We start from the raw sequence: 19439 nt of genomic DNA on the forward strand, positions 1-19439 counted from the left end.
CCGATCGCACGAATATTATCCGTGTCTCAGCTCCCACTTTACTTCCCCCGTCCTTTCATCGGCTTGTCATCTCTCTGACCCGTTACTATCTTTTTTTTGTAATAAAAAAGTTATTTTTCTGTAATTCGAACATGTCATGTTACCCCGCGAGCATAAAACGCGTGAAATCGCGCATCCGGCACAACAAGAGAGATAACCGATGATATCGTTACGACATACAGCTTTAGGACTGGCGCTGAGCCTGGCTTTTGCCGGTCAGGCCCTGGCGGTTACCACCATCCCATTCTGGCACTCAATGGAAGGCGAGCTGGGTAAAGAAGTGGATTCTCTGGCGCAACGCTTTAACGCGGCCAATCCTGATTACAAAATCGTTCCGGTATACAAAGGCAACTATGAACAGAGCCTGAGTGCTGGTATCGCCGCTTTCCGTACCGGCAACGCCCCGGCGATCCTGCAGGTGTATGAAGTCGGCACCGCCACCATGATGGCGTCAAAAGCCATTAAGCCGGTGTACCAGGTGTTTAGCGAGGCGGGCATCAAGTTTGATGAATCGCAGTTCGTGCCGACGGTATCCGGGTATTACACCGATTCGAAAACCGGCCATCTGCTCTCCCAGCCATTTAACAGCTCTACGCCGGCGCTGTACTACAACAAAGACGCCTTCAAAAAAGCCGGCTTAGATCCGGAGCAGCCGCCGAAGACCTGGCAGGATCTGGCGGCCTATACCGCGAAGCTGAAAGCCGCCGGGATGAAGTGCGGGTACGCCAGCGGCTGGCAGGGCTGGATCCAGATTGAAAACTTCAGCGCCTGGCATGGTCTGCCGGTGGCCACGAAAAATAACGGCTTCGACGGTACCGATGCGGTACTGGAGTTCAATAAGCCGGAGCAGGTGAAGCATATCGCCCTGCTCGAAGAGATGAACAAGAAGGGCGATTTCAGCTACTTCGGGCGTAAAGACGAGTCCACCGAGAAGTTCTATAACGGCGACTGCGCGATCACTACCGCGTCATCCGGCTCGCTGGCCGATATTCGTCAGTATGCCAAATTCAACTACGGCGTCGGCATGATGCCATACGATGCCGACGTGAAAGGCGCGCCGCAGAACGCCATCATCGGCGGGGCCAGCCTGTGGGTGATGCAGGGTAAAGACAAAGAGACTTACACCGGCGTGGCGAAGTTCCTCGACTTCCTGACCAAACCGGAAATCGCCGCCGAATGGCACCAGAAAACCGGCTATCTGCCGATCACCACTGCGGCCTACGATCTGACGCGCCAGCAGGGCTTCTATGATAAGAACCCGGGCGCCGATATCGCCACCCGCCAGATGCTGAACAAGCCGCCGTTGCCGTTCACCAAAGGCCTGCGTCTGGGCAACATGCCGCAAATCCGCACCATCGTCGATGAAGAGCTGGAGAGCGTGTGGACCGGCAAGAAAACCCCGCAACAGGCGCTGGATTCCGCCGTTCAGCGTGGGAATCAGCTGCTGCGCCGTTTCGAGCAAGCCACCAAATCGTAATCTGTAACTTGCCCGGTGGCGCTGCGCTTACCGGGCCTACGATGTGCCCTATGTAGGCCGGGTAAGGCGTAGCCGCCACCCGGCATTGTTCAGGAACCCAATCGCAATGTCCTCATCCCGTCCGGTATTCCGCTCGCGCTGGCTGCCCTATGTGCTGGTCGCGCCGCAGCTGATTATCACGCTGATTTTCTTTATCTGGCCCGCGGGCGAAGCGCTGTGGTACTCGCTGCAGAGCGTCGATCCGTTTGGCCTTTCCAGCCAGTTTGTCGGCCTGGATAACTTCGTCACGCTGTTCCACGACCCGTACTATCTGGACTCGTTCTGGACGACCATAAAATTCAGCACCCTGGTAACCGTCAGCGGCCTGCTTATTTCGCTTTTTTTTGCCGCGCTGGTCGACTATGTGGTGCGCGGCAGCCGCTTTTATCAAACGCTGATGCTGCTGCCGTATGCCGTGGCCCCCGCCGTCGCGGCGGTGCTGTGGATCTTCCTCTTTAACCCCGGGCGCGGGCTGATCACCCATTTCCTCGGCGAGCTGGGTTACGACTGGAACCACGCGCAAAACAGCGGCCAGGCGATGTTCCTGGTGGTCTTCGCCTCGGTATGGAAGCAGATAAGCTACAACTTCCTGTTCTTCTTCGCCGCGCTGCAGTCGATCCCGCGTTCGCTGGTTGAGGCCGCCGCCATCGACGGCGCCGGGCCGATTCGCCGCTTCTTCAAGCTGGCGCTGCCGCTGATTGCGCCGGTGAGTTTCTTTCTGCTGGTGGTCAACCTGGTTTACGCCTTCTTCGATACCTTCCCGGTGATCGATGCCGCCACCGCCGGCGGCCCGGTGCAGGCGACCACTACCCTAATCTACAAAATTTATCGCGAAGGTTTCGCCGGGCTCGATCTTTCCGCTTCCGCCGCGCAGTCGGTGGTGCTGATGTTCCTCGTCATTATCCTGACGGTGGTGCAGTTCCGTTACGTTGAAAGTAAGGTGCGTTACCAATGATTGAGAACCGTCGCGGGCTGACGATTTTCAGCCACACCATGCTGATTCTGGGTATTGCCGTCATTTTATTCCCGCTGTACGTCGCCTTCGTGGCGGCGACGCTGGATAACAAATCGGTATTTGAAACGCCGATGACGCTGATCCCCGGCGGACATCTGCTGGAGAACATGAAGGCCATCTGGGTAAACGGCGTCGGCGTCAACAGCGCGCCGTTCTGGCTGATGATGCTCAACAGCTTCATCATGGCGTTCGCTATTACGGTCGGCAAAATCGTGGTGTCGATGCTGTCGGCGTTCGCCATCGTGTGGTTCCGCTTTCCGCTGCGTAATCTGTTCTTCTGGATGATCTTTATCACCCTGATGCTGCCGGTCGAGGTGCGTATTTTCCCGACGGTGGAAGTGATCGCCAACCTCAACATGCTCGACAGCTACGCCGGGTTAACGCTGCCGCTGATGGCGTCGGCGACCGCCACCTTCTTGTTCCGCCAGTTCTTTATGACCCTGCCGGACGAGCTGATTGAAGCGGCGCGTATCGATGGCGCTTCGCCGATGCGCTTCTTCCGCGACATCGTGCTGCCGCTGTCGAAAACCAACCTCGCCGCGCTGTTCGTTATCACCTTTATCTACGGCTGGAACCAGTATCTGTGGCCGTTGCTGATTATTCAGGATGTGAATCTTGGCACCGCCGTCGCCGGTATTAAAGGCATGATCGCCACCGGCGAAGGTACTACCCAGTGGAATCAAGTGATGGCGGCGATGCTGCTGACCCTGATCCCGCCGGTCGTCATCGTTTTAGCCATGCAGCGCGCGTTTGTGCGCGGCCTGGTCGATAGTGAGAAATAAAATGGCTGGTTTAAAACTACAGGCAGTAAGCAAAAGCTGGGATGGCAAAACCCAGGTGATTCAACCGCTGACGCTGGACGTGGCGGACGGGGAATTTATCGTCATGGTCGGCCCGTCGGGCTGCGGGAAATCAACGCTGCTGCGGATGGTCGCCGGACTGGAGCGAGTGACCAGCGGCGATATCTGGATTGACCGTAAACGGGTGACCGAGATGGAGCCGAAGGATCGCGGCATCGCGATGGTGTTCCAGAACTATGCGCTTTATCCGCATATGAGCGTGGAAGAGAACATGGCGTGGGGGCTGAAGATCCGCGGCATGGGTAAGGGATTGATTGCCGAGCGCGTGCAGGAGGCGGCGCGTATTCTTGAGCTGGATGGCCTGCTCAAGCGCCGCCCGCGGGAACTGTCCGGCGGTCAGCGCCAGCGCGTGGCGATGGGCCGCGCTATTGTGCGTGACCCGGCGGTATTCCTCTTCGACGAACCGTTGTCAAACCTCGACGCCAAGCTGCGCGTGCAGATGCGTCTGGAACTGCAGCAGCTGCATCGGCGCCTGAAAACCACCTCGCTGTATGTCACCCACGATCAGGTCGAAGCGATGACCCTCGCCCAGCGGGTGATGGTGATGAATAAAGGCGTTGCCGAGCAGATCGGCACCCCGGTTGAGGTGTATGAAAAACCCGCCAGCCGCTTTGTGGCGAGCTTTATCGGCAGCCCGGCCATGAATCTGCTGGAAGGGCGCATCAGCGATGATGGCGGCCGCTTTGAGCTGGAAGGCGGCATGCAGCTGCCGATGAATCACGAGCACCGGCGCCACGCCGGGCGTAAAATGACCCTCGGTATCCGCCCGGAGCATTTTATTTTAAGCTCGCAGGCGCAAGGCGGCATTCCGCTGCTGATGGACACCCTGGAAATTTTAGGTGCCGATAACCTCGCCCACGGGCGCTGGGGCGAACAGAAGCTGGTGGTCAGATTGCCGCATCAGCAGCGCCCGGCGGTAGGCAGTACGCTATGGCTGCATCTGCCCCTGGAACATCTGCACCTCTTTGATGGTGAAACAGGACAACGCGCATGAGTAACTGGCCTTATCCCCGCATCGTCGCCCATCGCGGCGGCGGTAAACTGGCGCCGGAGAACACCCTGGCGGCTATCGACGTCGGCGCCCGCTACGGGCACACGATGATTGAATTTGACGCCAAGCTGTCGAAGGACGGGCAGATCTTTCTGCTGCATGACGATAACCTCGAACGCACCAGCAATGGCTGGGGCGTGGCGGGCGAGCTGGCGTGGGACGATCTGCTGAAGGTTGATGCCGGCAGCTGGTACAGCCGCGAGTTTAAGGGCGAACCGCTGCCGCTGCTCTCCCAGGTGGCGGAGCGCTGCCGCCGTCACGGCATGATGGCGAATATCGAAATTAAGCCGACCACCGGGCTGGGGCCACAGACCGGCAACGTGGTGGCGCTGGCCGCGCGTGAGCTGTGGAAAGGCATGACCGCGCCGCTGCTCTCATCCTTTGAAATTGATGCGCTGGAAGCGGCGCAAAAAGCTGCGCCCGAGCTGCCGCGCGGGCTGCTGCTGGATGAGTGGCGCGATGACTGGCGCGAATTGACCACCCGACTGGGCTGCGTGTCGATTCATCTTAACCACAAGCTGCTGGACGCGGCGCGAGTGGCAAGCCTGAAACAGGCCAGTCTGCATATCCTGGTGTATACGGTCAATAAACCCCAGCGCGCGGCGGAACTGCTGCGCTGGGGGGTAGATTGCATCTGCACCGATGCTATTGACGTCATCGGGCCGAATTTCCAGCCTTAAGGCTGATTTGCGGCGGACGATCTTTACGGGTTGGTCTGCCGCAGCATCCCGCCGTTGCTGTTTGGCAGCACCTGCTGTGGCGGATTGAGATTACCGCCCTGCGCCGCGCGCTGCTGATTAGTCTGCAGCTGGTTTTGCAAATGCTGCTGCTGCGAGCGGGTCTGATTATTCAGATCCTGCCTCAGCATGCTTTGCTGCTGCTGTTGCTGCACCTTCATCTCATTTTGCATACGCTGCTGGCTGGGGACCACGTAACCCGGCTGGTTAGGGTTGTTATTAACATTGATCGGCTGGGCTAATACGCCAAGCGGCATCAGCGCCGCCAGAAACAGAATCGCTTTCATGGTTTTCTCCTCCCGTGCGTGGGATCACTTAAGTGTACCTCGAATCCGCCATAACAATGATTTTTTAGGAGTTATCAACCAGGCTTAAGCGGGGAATGAAACCTACCTTTCAGGAGTAAGACAATGATAAAAACAACAATATGGCGTCAGGTGGTCATCGCTGCATTGCTGGCGGGGGGTAGTTTTACCGTCGCCGCCAATCCGCCGCCACCGCCGCCGGTCTCGTATGGCGTAGAGGAAGATGTGTTCCACCCAGTACGCGCCCGGCAGGGGATGGTGGCCTCGGTGGATGCGCTGGCCACCCGCGTCGGCGTAGATATTCTGCGCCAGGGCGGCAACGCCGTTGATGCAGCGGTTGCCGTTGGCTACGCGCTGGCGGTGACGCATCCGCAGGCCGGGAATATCGGCGGCGGCGGGTTTATGATGCTGCGTACTAAAGACGGTAAAACCACGGCGATCGATTTCCGCGAAATGGCGCCGGAACAGGCCACCCGCGACATGTTCCTTGACGACCAGGGCAACCCGGACAGTAAAAAATCACTGACTTCGCATCTCGCTTCCGGTACCCCAGGCAGCGTTGCGGGCTTCTCCCTCGCGCTGGAAAAGTACGGCACCATGCCTCTGAACAAAGTGATCCGTCCGGCGATTAAGCTGGCGGAAGAGGGGTTTATTGTTAACGATGCGCTGGCGGACGATCTGAAGACCTACGGCAGCGAAGTCATTCCCCAGCATGAAAACAGTAAAGCGATCTTCTGGAAGAACGGCGAGCCGCTGAAGAAGGGCGATCGGCTGGTGCAAAAGAATCTGGGGAAAAGCCTGGAGCTAATTGCCGAGCACGGCCCGGACGCCTTCTATAAAGGGGCCATTGCCGAGCAGATCGCTGACGAGATGAAAAAGCATGGCGGGCTTATCACCAAAGCCGATCTCGCCAGCTATAAGGCCGTCGAGCGCACGCCGGTTAGCGGTGAATATCGCGGGTATGAGGTCTACTCCATGCCGCCGCCGTCCTCCGGCGGGATCCACATCGTGCAGATCCTCAATATCCTCGAAAACTTCGATATGCAGAAATATGGCTTTGGCAGTGCCGACGCCATGCAGGTGATGGCGGAAGCGGAGAAGCATGCCTATGCCGACCGCTCTGAATATCTCGGCGACCCTGATTTCGTCAACGTGCCGTGGCAGGCGCTGACCAGCAAAGCCTACGCCAAAGCGATAGCCGCCGAGATCGACGTCAACAAGGCGAAGCCTTCCAGCCAGATCCGTCCGGGCAAGCTGGCGCCGTATGAAAGCAACCAGACCACCCACTTCTCGGTGGTCGATAAAGACGGCAATGCGGTGGCGGTGACCTATACGCTGAATACCACCTTCGGTACCGGCATTGTGGCCGGCGATTCCGGGATTTTGCTCAATAACCAGATGGATGACTTCTCGGCGAAGCCTGGCGTGCCTAACGTCTATGGTCTGGTGGGCGGCGACGCCAATGCGGCGGAGCCGAAAAAACGCCCGCTGTCGTCGATGTCGCCGACCATTGTGGTGAAAGACGGCAAAACCTGGCTGGTGACCGGCAGCCCGGGCGGCAGTCGGATCATCACGACCGTGCTGCAGATGGTGGTCAATACCATCGATTTCGGGATGAACGTCGCGGAGGCCACCAACGCGCCGCGCTTCCACCATCAATGGCTGCCGGACGAGCTGCGGGTGGAGAAAGGCTTTAGCCCGGATACCCTGAAGCTGCTGGAGGCGAAGGGGCAGAAAGTGGCGCTGAAAGAGGCGATGGGCAGTACTCAGAGCATCATGGTGGGGCCGGACGGCATGCTGTATGGCGCCTCCGATCCGCGTTCGCCGGATGATTTAACGGCGGGGTATTAAGGGATGTGCCGGGCAGCGCGACGTTTGCCCGGCAGGGATACCCGTGTAGGCCCGGTAAGCGTCGCGCCACCGGGCGATATATGGATTACTTCAGCCGCGCCATAAAACAGGCATCCACGTATTCGCCGTTGCGCAGCGCGAAGCGCTTGCCGGTCCCTTCGATGACAAAGCCGTGTTTCTGGTACACCGCGATGGCCCGGGCGTTATCGGCGAACACCGTCAGCTCAATACGCTCGACCCGAAGCCAGTTATCGCACAGATCGATCATCTCGCGCATCAGCGCGCTGCCGATGCCGCGTCCCTGATGGCCGGCGGCAACCGCCATGCCAAAGGTTGCGACGTGGCTGCGCCGAGGGCGCGGCTCAACATGGAGCGACAGATGTCCGGCGACCTGCTCGCCCAGCGTCGCCACCAGATGGAAGGTATGGGGTTTGGGCTGTAGCTTCTCCTGCCAGGCTTCCATCGATGGATAGGGGATCTGTAGCGTGTCATGATAGACCTCCGGGTGCGCCATCAGCATACGTAAAGGTTCAGCATCGCGCGGTTCGGCATGGCGTATCACTATGTCACTCATTCCCTTATCCTCTTTTTGGTTGTCGATTCCTCTCCACCATCTCTGACGGCAGCCGGGGAGTCAATGTTGTTTTTTGCAAAAAAAAGTAGACAAGTGCGAATGAGAATGATTATTATTGTCCTGCATTCAGGGAGACCCTTGCGGAAAGCCTGAAAGCACGACATTGCTCACATTGCTTCCAGTATTACTTTAGCCAGCCGGGTGCTGGCTTTTTTTTTGCGTCTCGCCGATCGCCTCGATGCTTTGCTGTAGATCCGCCAGCAGAGTGAGGAGGCTGCTCCTCCGCGGCCAGCCCTGCCACTTCTCCACCGATTTGCCGCCTTGTGTAATGGCAAAGTGCTGCTTTAACTTTATGTAAATTCACGCGTTATTGATGTGTCCGTCGGGGTGATGCTCGCACGGTTTTTCTGGCGCATCGTCGCGGAAAGCGGACACAGGGGATGAAGTCATCTCCCGGCTTGCGCTATGGTTAAAGGCAGCTCATCAACTAAGGACAGCGTTATGACTCTGCACTGCGCATTTATTGGCTTCGGCAAAAGTACCACCCGCTACCATCTTCCTTACGTTTTACACCGCCAGGACCGCTGGCAGGTGGCGCATATCTACCGCCGCCGGGCGAAGCCTGAGGAGCAGGCGCCGCAGTATTCCCATATCCATTTCACCAGCGATCTTGATGACGTGTTAAACGACCCACAGGTCAAGCTGGTGGTCGTCTGCACTCACGCCGACAGCCATTTTGAATATGCGAAAAAGGCGCTGGAGGCCGGGAAAAACGTGCTGGTGGAAAAACCCTTCACCCCGACGCTGGAGGAAGCAAAAACCCTGTTTGCGCTGGCAAACAGCAAAGGTCTGACGGTGACGCCCTACCAGAACCGCCGCTTCGACTCCTGCTTCCTGACCACCAAAAAGGTGATTGAGAGCGGGAAACTCGGCGAACTGGTGGAGATCGAAAGCCATTTCGATAACTACCGCCCGGTGGCGGAAACCAACCCTGGCGGCCCGCAAAACGGCGAGTTCTATGGCCTTGGCGTGCATACCCTGGATCAGATCATTTCGCTGTTCGGCCGCCCGGACCATGTCTCTTACGACCTGCGCTCGCTGCGCAACAAAGCCAACCCGGATGATACCTTTGAGGCCCAGCTGTTCTACGGCGATCTGAAGGCCATCATCAAGACCAGCCACCTGGTGCAGATCGACTACCCGAAATTTATCGTTCACGGCCATAAGGGTTCGTTTGTGAAGTATGGCATTGACCAGCAGGAGACCAGCCTGAAGGCCAATATCATGCCGGGCGAGCCAGGGTTTGGCGCGGACGACAGCGTCGGCGAGCTGGTGTATGTCAACGAGGCGGGGGAGACGGTGCGTGAAGCGGTGCCGCTGGAGACCGGCGACTACGGCCGGGTGTACGACGCCCTGTATGACACCCTCGTCAACGGCCAGCCGAATTACGTCAAGGAATCTGACGTTCTCACCAATATGGAGATCCTGCAGCGCGGCTTTGAACAGCCTTCTCCGGCCACCATAACCCTTACCCGATAAGTCAAATCGGCTCCTCTGCGCTTGTTCATATTTTTTGAACAGAGGAGTCAATTTTCACCCTCTATGATCGCCGGCGAAATGGGTCCACACTGATTCCATCGAAAACATACGGGGGTGCAACATGATCTACTTACGCAAAGCGAACGAACGTGGCCACGCTAACCATGGCTGGCTGGATTCCTGGCATACTTTCTCTTTCGCCAACTATTATGACCCGAACTTTATGGGCTTCTCCGCCCTGCGGGTGATTAACGACGACGTCATCGACGCCGGTCAGGGCTTCGGTACCCACCCGCACAAAGACATGGAGATCCTGACCTATGTGCTGGAAGGGGCGGTGGAGCACCAGGACAGCATGGGCAACAAAGAGCAGGTGCCGGCGGGTGAGTTCCAGATTATGAGTGCGGGTACCGGGGTGCGCCACTCTGAGTACAACCCGAGCAAAACCGATCGTCTGCGTCTGTATCAGATCTGGATTATTCCGGAAGAAACCGGCATTACCCCGCGCTACGAGCAGCGCCGCTTCGACGCCGCGCAGGGTAAACAGCTGGTGCTGTCGCCGGATGCACGTGATGGCTCGCTGAAGGTGTATCAGGATATGGAGCTGTATCGCTGGGCGCTGCTGAAAGATGAGCAGTCGGTTCATCAGATTGCCGCGGAACGCCGCGTGTGGATCCAGGTCGTCAAAGGTGAAGTGACCATCAACGGTACCAAAGCCACCACCAGCGACGGTTTGGCCATCTGGGACGAGCAGGCGATTTCGGTTCACGCCGACAGCGATAGCGAGATCCTGCTGTTCGATCTGCCGCCGGTTTGATTGTTATCTGAGCCAGCTTAAATAAATTGCGCAACCTTCTCTAACATCGGGGAAGGTTGCGCTTTGTCCGTGATAAACTGAGAAAATGTTTCCCCGTTGATCACAGTCAGGACGATGAAAAAGAAAAGACCCGTACTTCAGGATGTAGCCGATCTTGTCGGCGTGACCAAAATGACGGTCAGTCGCTATTTACGCAACCCGGAGCAGGTCTCCGAAGCGCTGCGTGGCAAGATTGCCGTTGCCCTCGATGAACTGGGTTATATTCCCAATCGCGCCCCTGACATTCTCTCCAACGCCACCAGCCGCGCCATCGGCGTGCTGCTGCCGTCGTTAACCAACCAGGTCTTCTCGGAAGTGCTGCGCGGTATCGAAAGCGTCACCGACGCCTTCGGCTATCAAACCATGCTGGCGCACTACGGCTATAAGCCGGAAATGGAAGAGAAACGCCTCGAATCGATGCTATCCTGGAACATTGACGGCCTGATCCTCACCGAACGCACCCATACGCCCCGCACCCTGAAGATGATTGAAGTCGCCGGCATTCCGGTGGTGGAGCTGATGGACAGCCGGTCGCCGTGCCTCGATATCGCCGTCGGGTTCGATAACTTCGAAGCGGCGCGACAGATGACGGCGGCGATCATTGCTCGCGGCCACCGCCACGTTGCTTATCTCGGCGCGCGTCTTGATGAACGTACTATCATCAAACAGAAGGGGTACGAGCAGGCGATGCTTGACGCCGGGATGACGCCCTATAGCGTGATGGTGGAGCAATCTTCGTCCTACTCGTCGGGGATTGAGCTGATGCGCCAGGCGCGCCGCGAATATCCGCAGCTTGACGGTATTTTCTGCACCAACGATGACCTTGCGGTCGGCGCGGCCTTTGAATGCCAGCGCCTGGGGCTGAAGATCCCCGATGATATGGCGATCGCCGGGTTCCACGGCCACGATATCGGCCAGGTGATGGAGCCGCGGCTGGCCAGCGTTCTGACCCCGCGCGAGCGAATGGGGCGCATCGGCGCCGAACGGCTGCTGGCCCGCATTCGTGGTGAAGCGATTACCCCTAAGATGTTAGATTTAGGTTTCACATTGTCACCGGGCGGATCAATTTAAACTGACAAGTTTGAAGTAGATCACACATATTCACATCTGGCACGAATGGATATTGCTTCTCCACAGGTCCGGCATGACAATGTTACCGATAACAGTTACCCGTAACAATTAACCGATACGCCGCCTTCGCGCTGGATGAGTCAGCCCCGGCGCGGCGTACCAGTCCAGTGGGAGGACGCTTTGAGCACGACTAACCATGATCACCACGTCTATGTCCTGATGGGCGTTTCCGGCAGCGGAAAATCCGCTGTCGCCAGCGAAGTGGCGCATCAGCTGCATGCTGCGTTTCTCGACGGCGACTTTCTCCATCCGCGCAGCAACATCACCAAGATGGCCTCCGGGGAGCCGCTGAATGATGATGACCGCACCCCGTGGCTGCAGGCGCTGAATGACGCCGCATTTGCCATGCAGCGTACCAACAAGGTATCGCTGATCGTCTGCTCGGCGCTGAAGAAAAGCTACCGCGACATTCTGCGCAAGGGCAACCCGAACCTTTCCTTCATCTACCTGAAAGGCGACTTCGACGTGATTGAAAACCGTCTGAAGGCGCGTAAAGGGCACTTCTTCAAAACCCAAATGTTGGTGACGCAGTTTGAAACGCTGCAGGAACCAGGCGCCGACGAGAGCGATGTGCTTATCGTCGATATCGACCAGCCGCTGGAAGGCGTGGTGGCCAGCACCATCGAGGTGATCAACAAAGGCAGTCACTAGTGAGTACTTTAACGCTTGTTTTAACTGCAGTCGGCTCAGTATTGCTGCTGCTGTTTTTAGTCATGAAGGCGCGCATGCACGCCTTCGTGGCTTTGATGGTGGTTTCTATTGGTGCAGGTCTCTTCTCCGGTATGCCGCTGGATAAAATCGCGGCGACAATGGAGAAAGGGATGGGCGGTACGCTGGGCTTCCTGGCGATCGTCGTCGCGCTCGGCGCAATGTTCGGGAAGATCCTCCATGAAACGGGGGCGGTCGATCAGATTGCCGTCAAGATGCTCAAATCCTTCGGCCACAGCCGGGCGCACTATGCGATTGGCCTCGCCGGCCTTATCTGCGCGCTACCGCTGTTCTTCGAAGTCGCCATTGTCCTGCTGATAAGCGTCGCCTTCTCGATGGCGCGCCATACCGGCACGAACCTGGTGAAGCTGGTGATCCCGCTGTTTGCCGGGGTGGCCGCCGCTGCGGCGTTCCTGCTGCCGGGGCCGGCGCCGATGCTGCTGGCGTCGCAAATGCACGCCGACTTTGGCTGGATGATCCTGATTGGCCTGTGCGCGGCCATTCCGGGGATGATTATCGCCGGTCCGCTGTGGGGTAACTTTATCAGCCGCTACGTTGAGCTGCATATTCCTGACGATATCAGCGAACCGCATCTCGGCGAAGGCAAAATGCCGTCGTTCGGCTTCAGCCTGTCGCTGATCCTGCTGCCGCTGGTGCTGGTGGGTCTGAAAACTATCGCCGCGCGCTTTGTGCCGGTGGGCTCGACCGCTTACGAATGGTTCGAATTTATCGGCCACCCGTTCACCGCGATCCTGGTGGCTTGCCTGGTGGCAATCTACGGCCTGGCCATGCGCCAGGGGATGGCCAAAGACCGGGTGATGGAGATCTGCGGTCATGCGCTGCAGCCGGCGGGGATTATCCTGCTGGTGATCGGGGCTGGCGGCGTCTTCAAACAGGTGCTGGTAGACTCTGGCGTGGGCCCGGCGCTCGGTGAAGCGCTGACCGGTATGGGCCTGCCGATCGCCATTACCTGCTTTGTACTGGCAGCGGCGGTGCGTATCATTCAGGGCTCTGCCACCGTAGCGTGCCTGACGGCGGTTGGCCTGGTAATGCCGGTGATTGAGCAGCTGAACTACAGCGGCGCACAGATGGCGGCTCTGTCTATTTGTATCGCCGGCGGCTCGATTGTCGTGAGCCATGTGAACGACGCCGGCTTCTGGCTGTTCGGTAAATTTACCGGCGCCACCGAAGCCCAGACGTTGAAAACCTGGACCATGATGGAAACTATCCTCGGCACCACCGGGGCGATAGTTGGCATGATCGCTTTCCAGCTGCTGAGCTAAGCGAGTTTTCATCCCGCTCATGAGGGAATAAAAAGCCAGGGTAACAACGGTTACTCTGGCTTCTTTGCAATAACCCGCGTTTTTTCACGCTTTTCCCGTTCTGCTACACACCATGATGAGCGCTACGACGATGATCGTACCCCTCATCAGGCCCTGCTGTGCCTGGGTTTGTCGCTTTTTTTTGGCAAGCGGCAAATCCCTTGATTTCGCGCTTAATCCATAATCAGGATCAATAAAATAGCGACGGAAAATATTCCATTCCCCGGGGGATTTCCCCGATAATCGTTGCGCTTTTGACGACGACCAGCGACGGTGGGCAATGTGCAGGATAAGTTGCATTTCTGATTGTTCAGCAATCATTGATTAATTTCACTTGCGACTTTAGCTGCATTTTGTAAGGTGAGGGATAATCCAGTTGGAAACTGGCCAGGCACAAACAGCACACACCTCGCAGGAATACGTTATGAAAAATGTTGGTTTTATCGGCTGGCGCGGAATGGTCGGCTCTGTTCTCATGCAACGCATGGTTGAAGAGCGCGATTTCGACGCCATTCGCCCGGTGTTCTTCTCTACCTCCCAGCTGGGACAGCCAGCGCCGTCATTCGGCGGTAGCACCGGTGGTACGCTTCAGGATGCGTTCGATCTGGACGCGCTGAAGGCGCTGGACATTATTGTCACGTGCCAGGGCGGCGATTACACCAACGAGATTTACCCGAAGCTGCGCGAAAGCGGCTGGCAGGGTTACTGGATTGATGCGGCCTCTTCGCTGCGCATGAAGGACGATGCGATCATTATCCTCGACCCGGTTAACCAGGACGTGATCACCGCTGGCCTGAACAACGGTGTGAAAACTTTTGTCGGCGGCAACTGTACCGTCAGCCTGATGCTGATGTCCCTCGGCGGCCTGTTTGCACAGGATCTGGTGGAGTGGGTCAGCGTGGCGACGTACCAGGCGGCTTCCGGCGGCGGCGCGCGTCATATGCGCGAGCTGCTGAGCCAGATGGGTCAACTGCACAACCACGTGGCCGCAGAGCTGGCGGACCCGGCTTCCGCCATCCTGGACATTGAGCGCAAAGTCACTTCGCTGACCCGCAGCGGCGAGCTGCCGGTGGACAACTTCGGCGTACCGCTGGCGGGCAGCCTGATCCCGTGGATCGACAAACAGCTGGATAACGGCCAGAGCCGCGAAGAGTGGAAAGGCCAGGCGGAGACCAACAAGATCCTCGCCACCTCGTCCGTTATCCCGGTAGACGGTCTGTGCGTTCGCGTTGGCGCGCTGCGCTGCCACAGCCAGGCGTTCACCATCAAGCTGAAGAAAGATGTTTCTATCCCGACCGTTGAGGAGCTGTTGGCCGCGCACAACCCGTGGGCCAAAGTGGTGCCGAACGATCGTGAGATTACCATGCGCGAGCTGACCCCAGCCGCGGTGACGGGCACCCTGACTACCCCGGTAGGGCGCCTGCGTAAACTGAATATGGGGCCGGAATATCTCTCGGCCTTTACCGTTGGCGACCAGCTGCTGTGGGGCGCCGCGGAGCCGCTGCGCCGGATGCTTCGCCAGCTGGCGTAAGCGCAGGATAAACAGAAAGGGGGTCTTCGAGCCCCCTTTTTTTTTGCGTAATACAAGGAGTAAACGCGGATGTTAGATTTTTCCCCACGGAGGTAACTCAGCCTTGGCTATGCTTTAAGTAAGGAATTCCTTACCTGAAGGTGGGACGGAGCAGAAGGATGCAGAAAGTGCTGCGCCGTTCAGGTCAAAAAAAGTCGCCAGTTACAGGAATGAGCGACACTTACAACAGGATGAAAGCATGTCTAATCATATTGATAGAGACGTGATTAATGCGCTAATCGCCGGTCATTTCGCGGATCCCTTTTCCGTGCTCGGCATGCACCGTACTGACGCCGGGCTGGAAGTGCGCGCATTATTACCCGATGCCACCGATGTGTGGGTTATTGAACCGAAAACCGGACGCAAAGTCGGCAAGCTCGAATGCCTCGACTCGCGCGGTTTCTTCAGCGGCGTCCTGCCGCGGCGGAAAAACGCCTTTCGCTATCAGCTGGCCGTCACCTGGCACGGGCAGCAGAATCTGATTGATGATCCTTATCGCTTTGGTCCGCTGTTGCAGGACCTTGACGTCTGGCTGCTGTCGGAAGGGACCCATCTGCGCCCTTACGAAACGCTGGGCGCGCACGCTGCCACCATGGACGGCGTCACCGGTACCCGTTTCTCGGTGTGGGCACCGAACGCCCGCCGGGTGTCGGTGGTGGGGCAGTTTAACTACTGGGATGGCCGTCGCCACCCGATGCGATTTCGCAAAGAGTCCGGGATCTGGGAGCTGTTCGTTCCCGGCGCGCACAATGGCCAGCTGTATAAATTCGAGCTGATTGACGCCAACGGCCATCTGCGGGTCAAAGCGGATCCTTACGCCTTTGAGTCGCAAATGCGTCCGGAAAGCGCCTCGCTTATCTGCGATCTGCCGCCCAAAGTGGAACAGCCAGCGGACCGCAGAGCGGCGAACCAGTTCGATGCCCCGATCTCTATCTATGAAGTGCATCTCGGCTCCTGGCGCCGTCATACCGACAATAATTTCTGGCTGAGCTACCGCGAGCTGGCCGACCAGCTGGTGCCCTACGCCAAATGGATGGGCTTCACCCATCTCGAACTGCTGCCGGTAAACGAGCACCCGTTCGACGGCAGCTGGGGCTATCAACCCACCGGGCTCTATGCGCCGACCCGCCGTTTCGGCACCCGCGATGATTTCCGTTACTTTATCAACGCCGCGCACGCCGCCGGGCTGAACGTCATCCTTGACTGGGTGCCCGGCCACTTCCCGGCGGATGACTTTGCCCTTGCCTCGTTTGACGGCACTTCGCTGTATGAACACAGCGACCCGCGCGAGGGGTATCACCAGGACTGGAATACCCTGATTTACAACTACGGTCGCCGTGAAGTCAGCAACTTCCTTGTCGGTAACGCGCTGTACTGGATCGAGCGCTTTGGTATTGATGCTCTGCGCGTCGATGCGGTGGCCTCGATGATCTATCGCGATTACAGCCGCAAGGCAGGCGAGTGGATCCCCAACGAATACGGCGGCCGGGAAAATCTGGAAGCCATTGAGTTTCTGCGCAACACCAACCGCATTCTCGGCGAACAGACGCCGGGCGCGGTCACCATGGCGGAAGAGTCCACCGATTTTGCCGGGGTGACCCGTCCGCCAGCCGGCGGCGGCCTCGGTTTCTGGTTCAAATGGAACCTTGGCTGGATGCACGACACCCTGGATTACATGAAGCTCGATCCGGTGCATCGCCGCTACCATCATGACAAAATGACCTTCGGCATGCTCTACAACTACACCGAGAATTTTGTGCTGCCGCTCTCCCACGATGAAGTGGTGCACGGCAAAAAATCGATTCTCGACCGCATGCCGGGCGATGCCTGGCAGAAGTTCGCCAACCTGCGCGCCTACTACGGCTGGCTGTTCGCCTTCCCGGGGAAAAAGCTGCTGTTTATGGGCAATGAGTTCGCTCAGGGGCGCGAGTGGAACCATGACGTTAGCCTCGACTGGCATCTGCTGGAGGGCGGCGACAACTGGCACCACGGCGTCCAGCGGCTGGTGCGCGACCTGAACCATACCTACCGTCATCATAAAGCGCTGCACGAGCTGGATTTTGACCCCTACGGCTTCGAATGGCTGGTGGTCGACGACCATGAGCGCTCGGTGTTTGTCTTTGTACGCCGTGACCGGGCGGGCAACGAGATTATCGTCGCCAGCAACTTCACGCCGGTGCCGCGCCACGACTACCGCTTCGGCATTAACCAGCCGGGCCGCTGGCGCGAGGCGCTAAATACCGACTCCATGCACTATCACGGCAGCAATCAGGGCAATGGCGGCGTGGTGGAAAGCGACGCTATCGCCAGCCACGGTCGCGAACATTCGCTGTCGCTGACCCTGCCCCCGCTGGCGACGATCTGGCTGGTCCGGGAGGCGCAATGACCTCACTCGCGGCAGGCAAACCTGCGCCATTGGGCGCCAGCTATGACGGCAAGGGGGTGAATTTCGCCCTCTTCTCCGCCCATGCGGAGCGGGTGGAGCTGTGCGTATTCGACGAGCAGGGCAACGAGCAACGCTTCGATCTCCCGGCGCGCAGCGGCGACATCTGGCACGGCTGGCTGGCCGCCGCCGGGCCGGGCCTGCGCTATGGCTACCGGGTGCATGGCCCCTGGGATCCGGCGCAGGGGCACCGGTTTAACCCGGCCAAGCTGTTGATCGATCCCTGCGCCCACCGGGTCGAAGGCGATTTGCCTGACGACGAGCGCCTGCATGGCGGCATGTGGCAGCCGGATCATCGCGACAGCGCCGCGGTCGCGCCAAAATCGCAGGTGGTGGATCTGCGTTACGACTGGCGGGGCGATAAACCGCCGCGTACCCCGTGGGGCGAAACGGTGATTTATGAAGCGCACGTGAAAGGGCTGACTCTGTTGCATCCGCAGCTACCGGAAGCTATTCGCGGAACCTATAAGGCGCTGGGCCACCCGGTGATGATTGCTTACTTCAAATCGCTGGGCATCAGTGCCCTTGAGCTGCTGCCGGTGGCGCAGTTCGCCAGCGAGCCGCGACTGCAGCGGATGGGGTTAAGCAACTACTGGGGCTACAACCCGCTGGCATGGTTCGCGCTGGATCCGCGCTACGCCAGCGATCCGGATCGCGCCCTGGATGAGTTTCGCGATGCGGTCAAAGCGCTGCATGCCGCTGGTATCGAGGTAATTCTGGATATCGTGCTCAACCACAGCGCGGAAATCGATCTTGAAGGGCCTACCGTCTCCCTGCGCGGAATCGACAACCGTAGCTATTATTGGATAAGGGACGATGGCGATTACCACAACTGGACCGGGTGCGGTAATACGCTCAATCTCAGCCACCCGGGCGTGGTGGAGCTGGCGCGCCAGTGTTTACGCTTCTGGGTGGATGAGTGCCATGTCGACGGTTTTCGCTTCGACCTCGCCTCCGTGATGGGCCGAACCCCGGAATTCCACCAGAATGCGCCGCTGTTCGAGGCTATCCGTGACGACAGCGTGCTGTCGCAGGTGAAACTGATCGCTGAACCCTGGGATATCGGCCCGGGCGGCTATCAGGTGGGTAATTTCCCGCCGCTGTTTGCCGAATGGAATGACCATTTTCGCGATAGCGCCCGACGGTTCTGGCTGCAGCAAAACGTCTCTCTGGGTGACTTTGCCCAACGCTTCGCGGCTTCCAGCGATCTCTTTGCCCGCGATGGTAAGCCGCCATCGGCGACGGTCAACCTGGTGACAGCTCACGATGGCTTCACGCTCCGCGACTGTGTCTGTTTCAATCAGAAACACAATCAGGCAAACGGGGAGGAGAATCGCGATGGGACTAACAACAACTACAGCAACAATCATGGTATAGAAGGATTAGAGGCTAATCTTGCGGTGATTGAACGGCGACGCGCCAGCGTGCATGCGCTGCTGACGACGCTGCTGTTGGCGCAGGGGACGCCGATGCTGCTGGCGGGAGATGAGCAGGGCCACAGTCAGCACGGCAACAATAATGCCTACTGTCAGGATAACGCGTTGACCTGGCTGGACTGGCGTCAGGCGAACCCGGGTTTAACCGCATTTACCGCGGCGCTAATCCATCTACGGCGGCGCATTCCGGCGCTTACCCGCAACCGCTGGTGGCAGGAGGGCGATGGCAACGTCCGCTGGTTGAATCAATACGCCCAGCCGCTGACTGCCGGGGAGTGGCAGCAGGGCGCAGCGTGTATGCAGATCCAGTTGTCGGATCGCTGGCTGCTCACGCTGAACGCCACCGCACAGGTGGTCGATATGGTTTTACCCGAGGGGGAATGGCGCGCCGTTCCTCCATTCGCCGGAGAGGATAATCCGGTCATCATGGCTGTCTGGCATGGGCCCGCGCACGGAGTGTGCGTATTTCAAAGGTCGTAAGCCCTG

The 19439-nt window shown here is 58.5% G+C and carries 16 protein-coding genes and 1 pseudogene; 14 read left to right on the forward strand and 3 right to left on the reverse strand.

Going from position 1 to position 19439, the window contains the following annotated elements; genetic code table 11:
- Positions 1-199 precede the first annotated feature (199 nt).
- From ugpB to ugpQ, 5 genes are all read left to right on the forward strand, one after another.
- A complete protein-coding gene (gene ugpB, locus B8P98_RS01560; protein WP_095032677.1) occupies positions 200-1516 on the forward strand; it encodes a sn-glycerol-3-phosphate ABC transporter substrate-binding protein UgpB in 1317 nt (438 codons plus the stop codon).
- Between the two features lie 106 nt (positions 1517-1622).
- Entirely contained in the window at positions 1623-2510 is an 888-nt protein-coding gene (gene ugpA, locus B8P98_RS01565) for a sn-glycerol-3-phosphate ABC transporter permease UgpA (RefSeq protein WP_015369328.1), read from the forward strand.
- Entirely contained in the window at positions 2507-3352 is an 846-nt protein-coding gene (gene ugpE, locus B8P98_RS01570; RefSeq protein WP_025710761.1) for a sn-glycerol-3-phosphate ABC transporter permease UgpE, read from the forward strand. The genes ugpA and ugpE overlap by 4 nt, the downstream gene beginning before the upstream one ends.
- A gap of 1 nt (position 3353) precedes the next feature.
- On the forward strand, positions 3354-4424 hold the full coding sequence (locus tag B8P98_RS01575; protein WP_025710762.1) for a sn-glycerol-3-phosphate import ATP-binding protein UgpC: 1071 nt from the start codon (positions 3354-3356) through the stop codon (positions 4422-4424).
- Positions 4421-5161, forward strand: coding sequence for a glycerophosphodiester phosphodiesterase (ugpQ, locus tag B8P98_RS01580; RefSeq protein ID WP_025710763.1), 741 nt, complete (start codon positions 4421-4423; stop codon positions 5159-5161). The genes B8P98_RS01575 and ugpQ overlap by 4 nt, the downstream gene beginning before the upstream one ends.
- 23 nt (positions 5162-5184) lie before the next feature.
- Here the strand turns inward: ugpQ and B8P98_RS01585 are convergent, their stop codons facing one another.
- A complete protein-coding gene (locus tag B8P98_RS01585; RefSeq protein WP_025710764.1) occupies positions 5185-5505 on the reverse strand; it encodes a DUF2756 family protein in 321 nt (106 codons plus the stop codon).
- Between the two features lie 123 nt (positions 5506-5628).
- Between B8P98_RS01585 and ggt the strand changes: the two genes are divergently transcribed.
- Complete coding sequence (gene ggt, locus B8P98_RS01590; RefSeq protein WP_095032678.1) at positions 5629-7374, forward strand: gamma-glutamyltransferase; 1746 nt, start codon at positions 5629-5631, stop codon at positions 7372-7374.
- 85 nt (positions 7375-7459) lie between these two features.
- On the opposite strand, the gene B8P98_RS01595 is transcribed toward ggt, so the two are convergent.
- Entirely contained in the window at positions 7460-7936 is a 477-nt protein-coding gene (locus B8P98_RS01595) for a GNAT family N-acetyltransferase (RefSeq protein WP_025710766.1), read from the reverse strand.
- A 513-nt stretch (positions 7937-8449) separates the two neighbouring features.
- Here B8P98_RS01595 and B8P98_RS01605 point away from each other — a divergent pair.
- The 5 genes from B8P98_RS01605 to gntU all read left to right on the forward strand — a co-directional run bounded on the left by B8P98_RS01605 (position 8450) and on the right by gntU (position 13465).
- Positions 8450-9487 (forward strand): oxidoreductase, encoded by a 1038-nt coding sequence (locus tag B8P98_RS01605; protein ID WP_025710767.1) that lies wholly within the window; start codon positions 8450-8452, stop codon positions 9485-9487.
- A gap of 121 nt (positions 9488-9608) precedes the next feature.
- Positions 9609-10304, forward strand: a complete 696-nt coding sequence (locus B8P98_RS01610) for a pirin family protein (RefSeq protein WP_002920779.1) — start codon at positions 9609-9611, stop codon at positions 10302-10304.
- Positions 10305-10418: 114 nt separating this feature from the next.
- Positions 10419-11414 (forward strand): gluconate operon transcriptional repressor GntR, encoded by a 996-nt coding sequence (gene gntR, locus B8P98_RS01615; RefSeq protein WP_002920777.1) that lies wholly within the window; start codon positions 10419-10421, stop codon positions 11412-11414.
- Between the two features lie 180 nt (positions 11415-11594).
- Positions 11595-12125, forward strand: a complete 531-nt coding sequence (gntK, locus tag B8P98_RS01620) for a gluconokinase (protein WP_012540395.1) — start codon at positions 11595-11597, stop codon at positions 12123-12125.
- Positions 12125-13465, forward strand: coding sequence for a gluconate transporter (gene gntU, locus B8P98_RS01625; protein ID WP_025710768.1), 1341 nt, complete (start codon positions 12125-12127; stop codon positions 13463-13465). Before gntK ends, gntU begins: the two co-directional genes overlap by 1 nt.
- Positions 13466-13477: 12 nt before the next feature.
- Here the strand turns inward: gntU and B8P98_RS01630 are convergent.
- A pseudogene (locus B8P98_RS01630) lies at positions 13478-13825 on the reverse strand (hypothetical protein); the annotation flags it as partial.
- 103 nt (positions 13826-13928) lie between these two features.
- On the opposite strand from B8P98_RS01630, the gene asd reads away from it, so the two are divergent.
- The 3 genes from asd to glgX all read left to right on the forward strand — a co-directional run bounded on the left by asd (position 13929) and on the right by glgX (position 19433).
- The gene (asd, locus tag B8P98_RS01635; RefSeq protein ID WP_012967126.1) at positions 13929-15035 is read left to right on the forward strand and encodes an aspartate-semialdehyde dehydrogenase; all 1107 of its coding nucleotides are present in this window, start codon (positions 13929-13931) and stop codon (positions 15033-15035) included.
- 238 nt (positions 15036-15273) lie between these two features.
- Positions 15274-17460 (forward strand): 1,4-alpha-glucan branching enzyme, encoded by a 2187-nt coding sequence (gene glgB / locus B8P98_RS01640; protein WP_095032679.1) that lies wholly within the window; start codon positions 15274-15276, stop codon positions 17458-17460.
- Positions 17457-19433: a glycogen debranching protein GlgX gene (gene glgX, locus B8P98_RS01645; protein WP_080897529.1), complete on the forward strand. Its 1977-nt coding sequence runs from the start codon at positions 17457-17459 to the stop codon at positions 19431-19433. Before glgB ends, glgX begins: the two co-directional genes overlap by 4 nt.
- The last annotated feature ends 6 nt before the right edge of the window (positions 19434-19439 follow it).

Origin of the sequence: Klebsiella quasivariicola (assembly GCF_002269255.1) — a bacterium.
In the GTDB taxonomy this organism is placed as follows: Bacteria; Pseudomonadota; Gammaproteobacteria; order Enterobacterales; family Enterobacteriaceae; genus Klebsiella; species Klebsiella quasivariicola.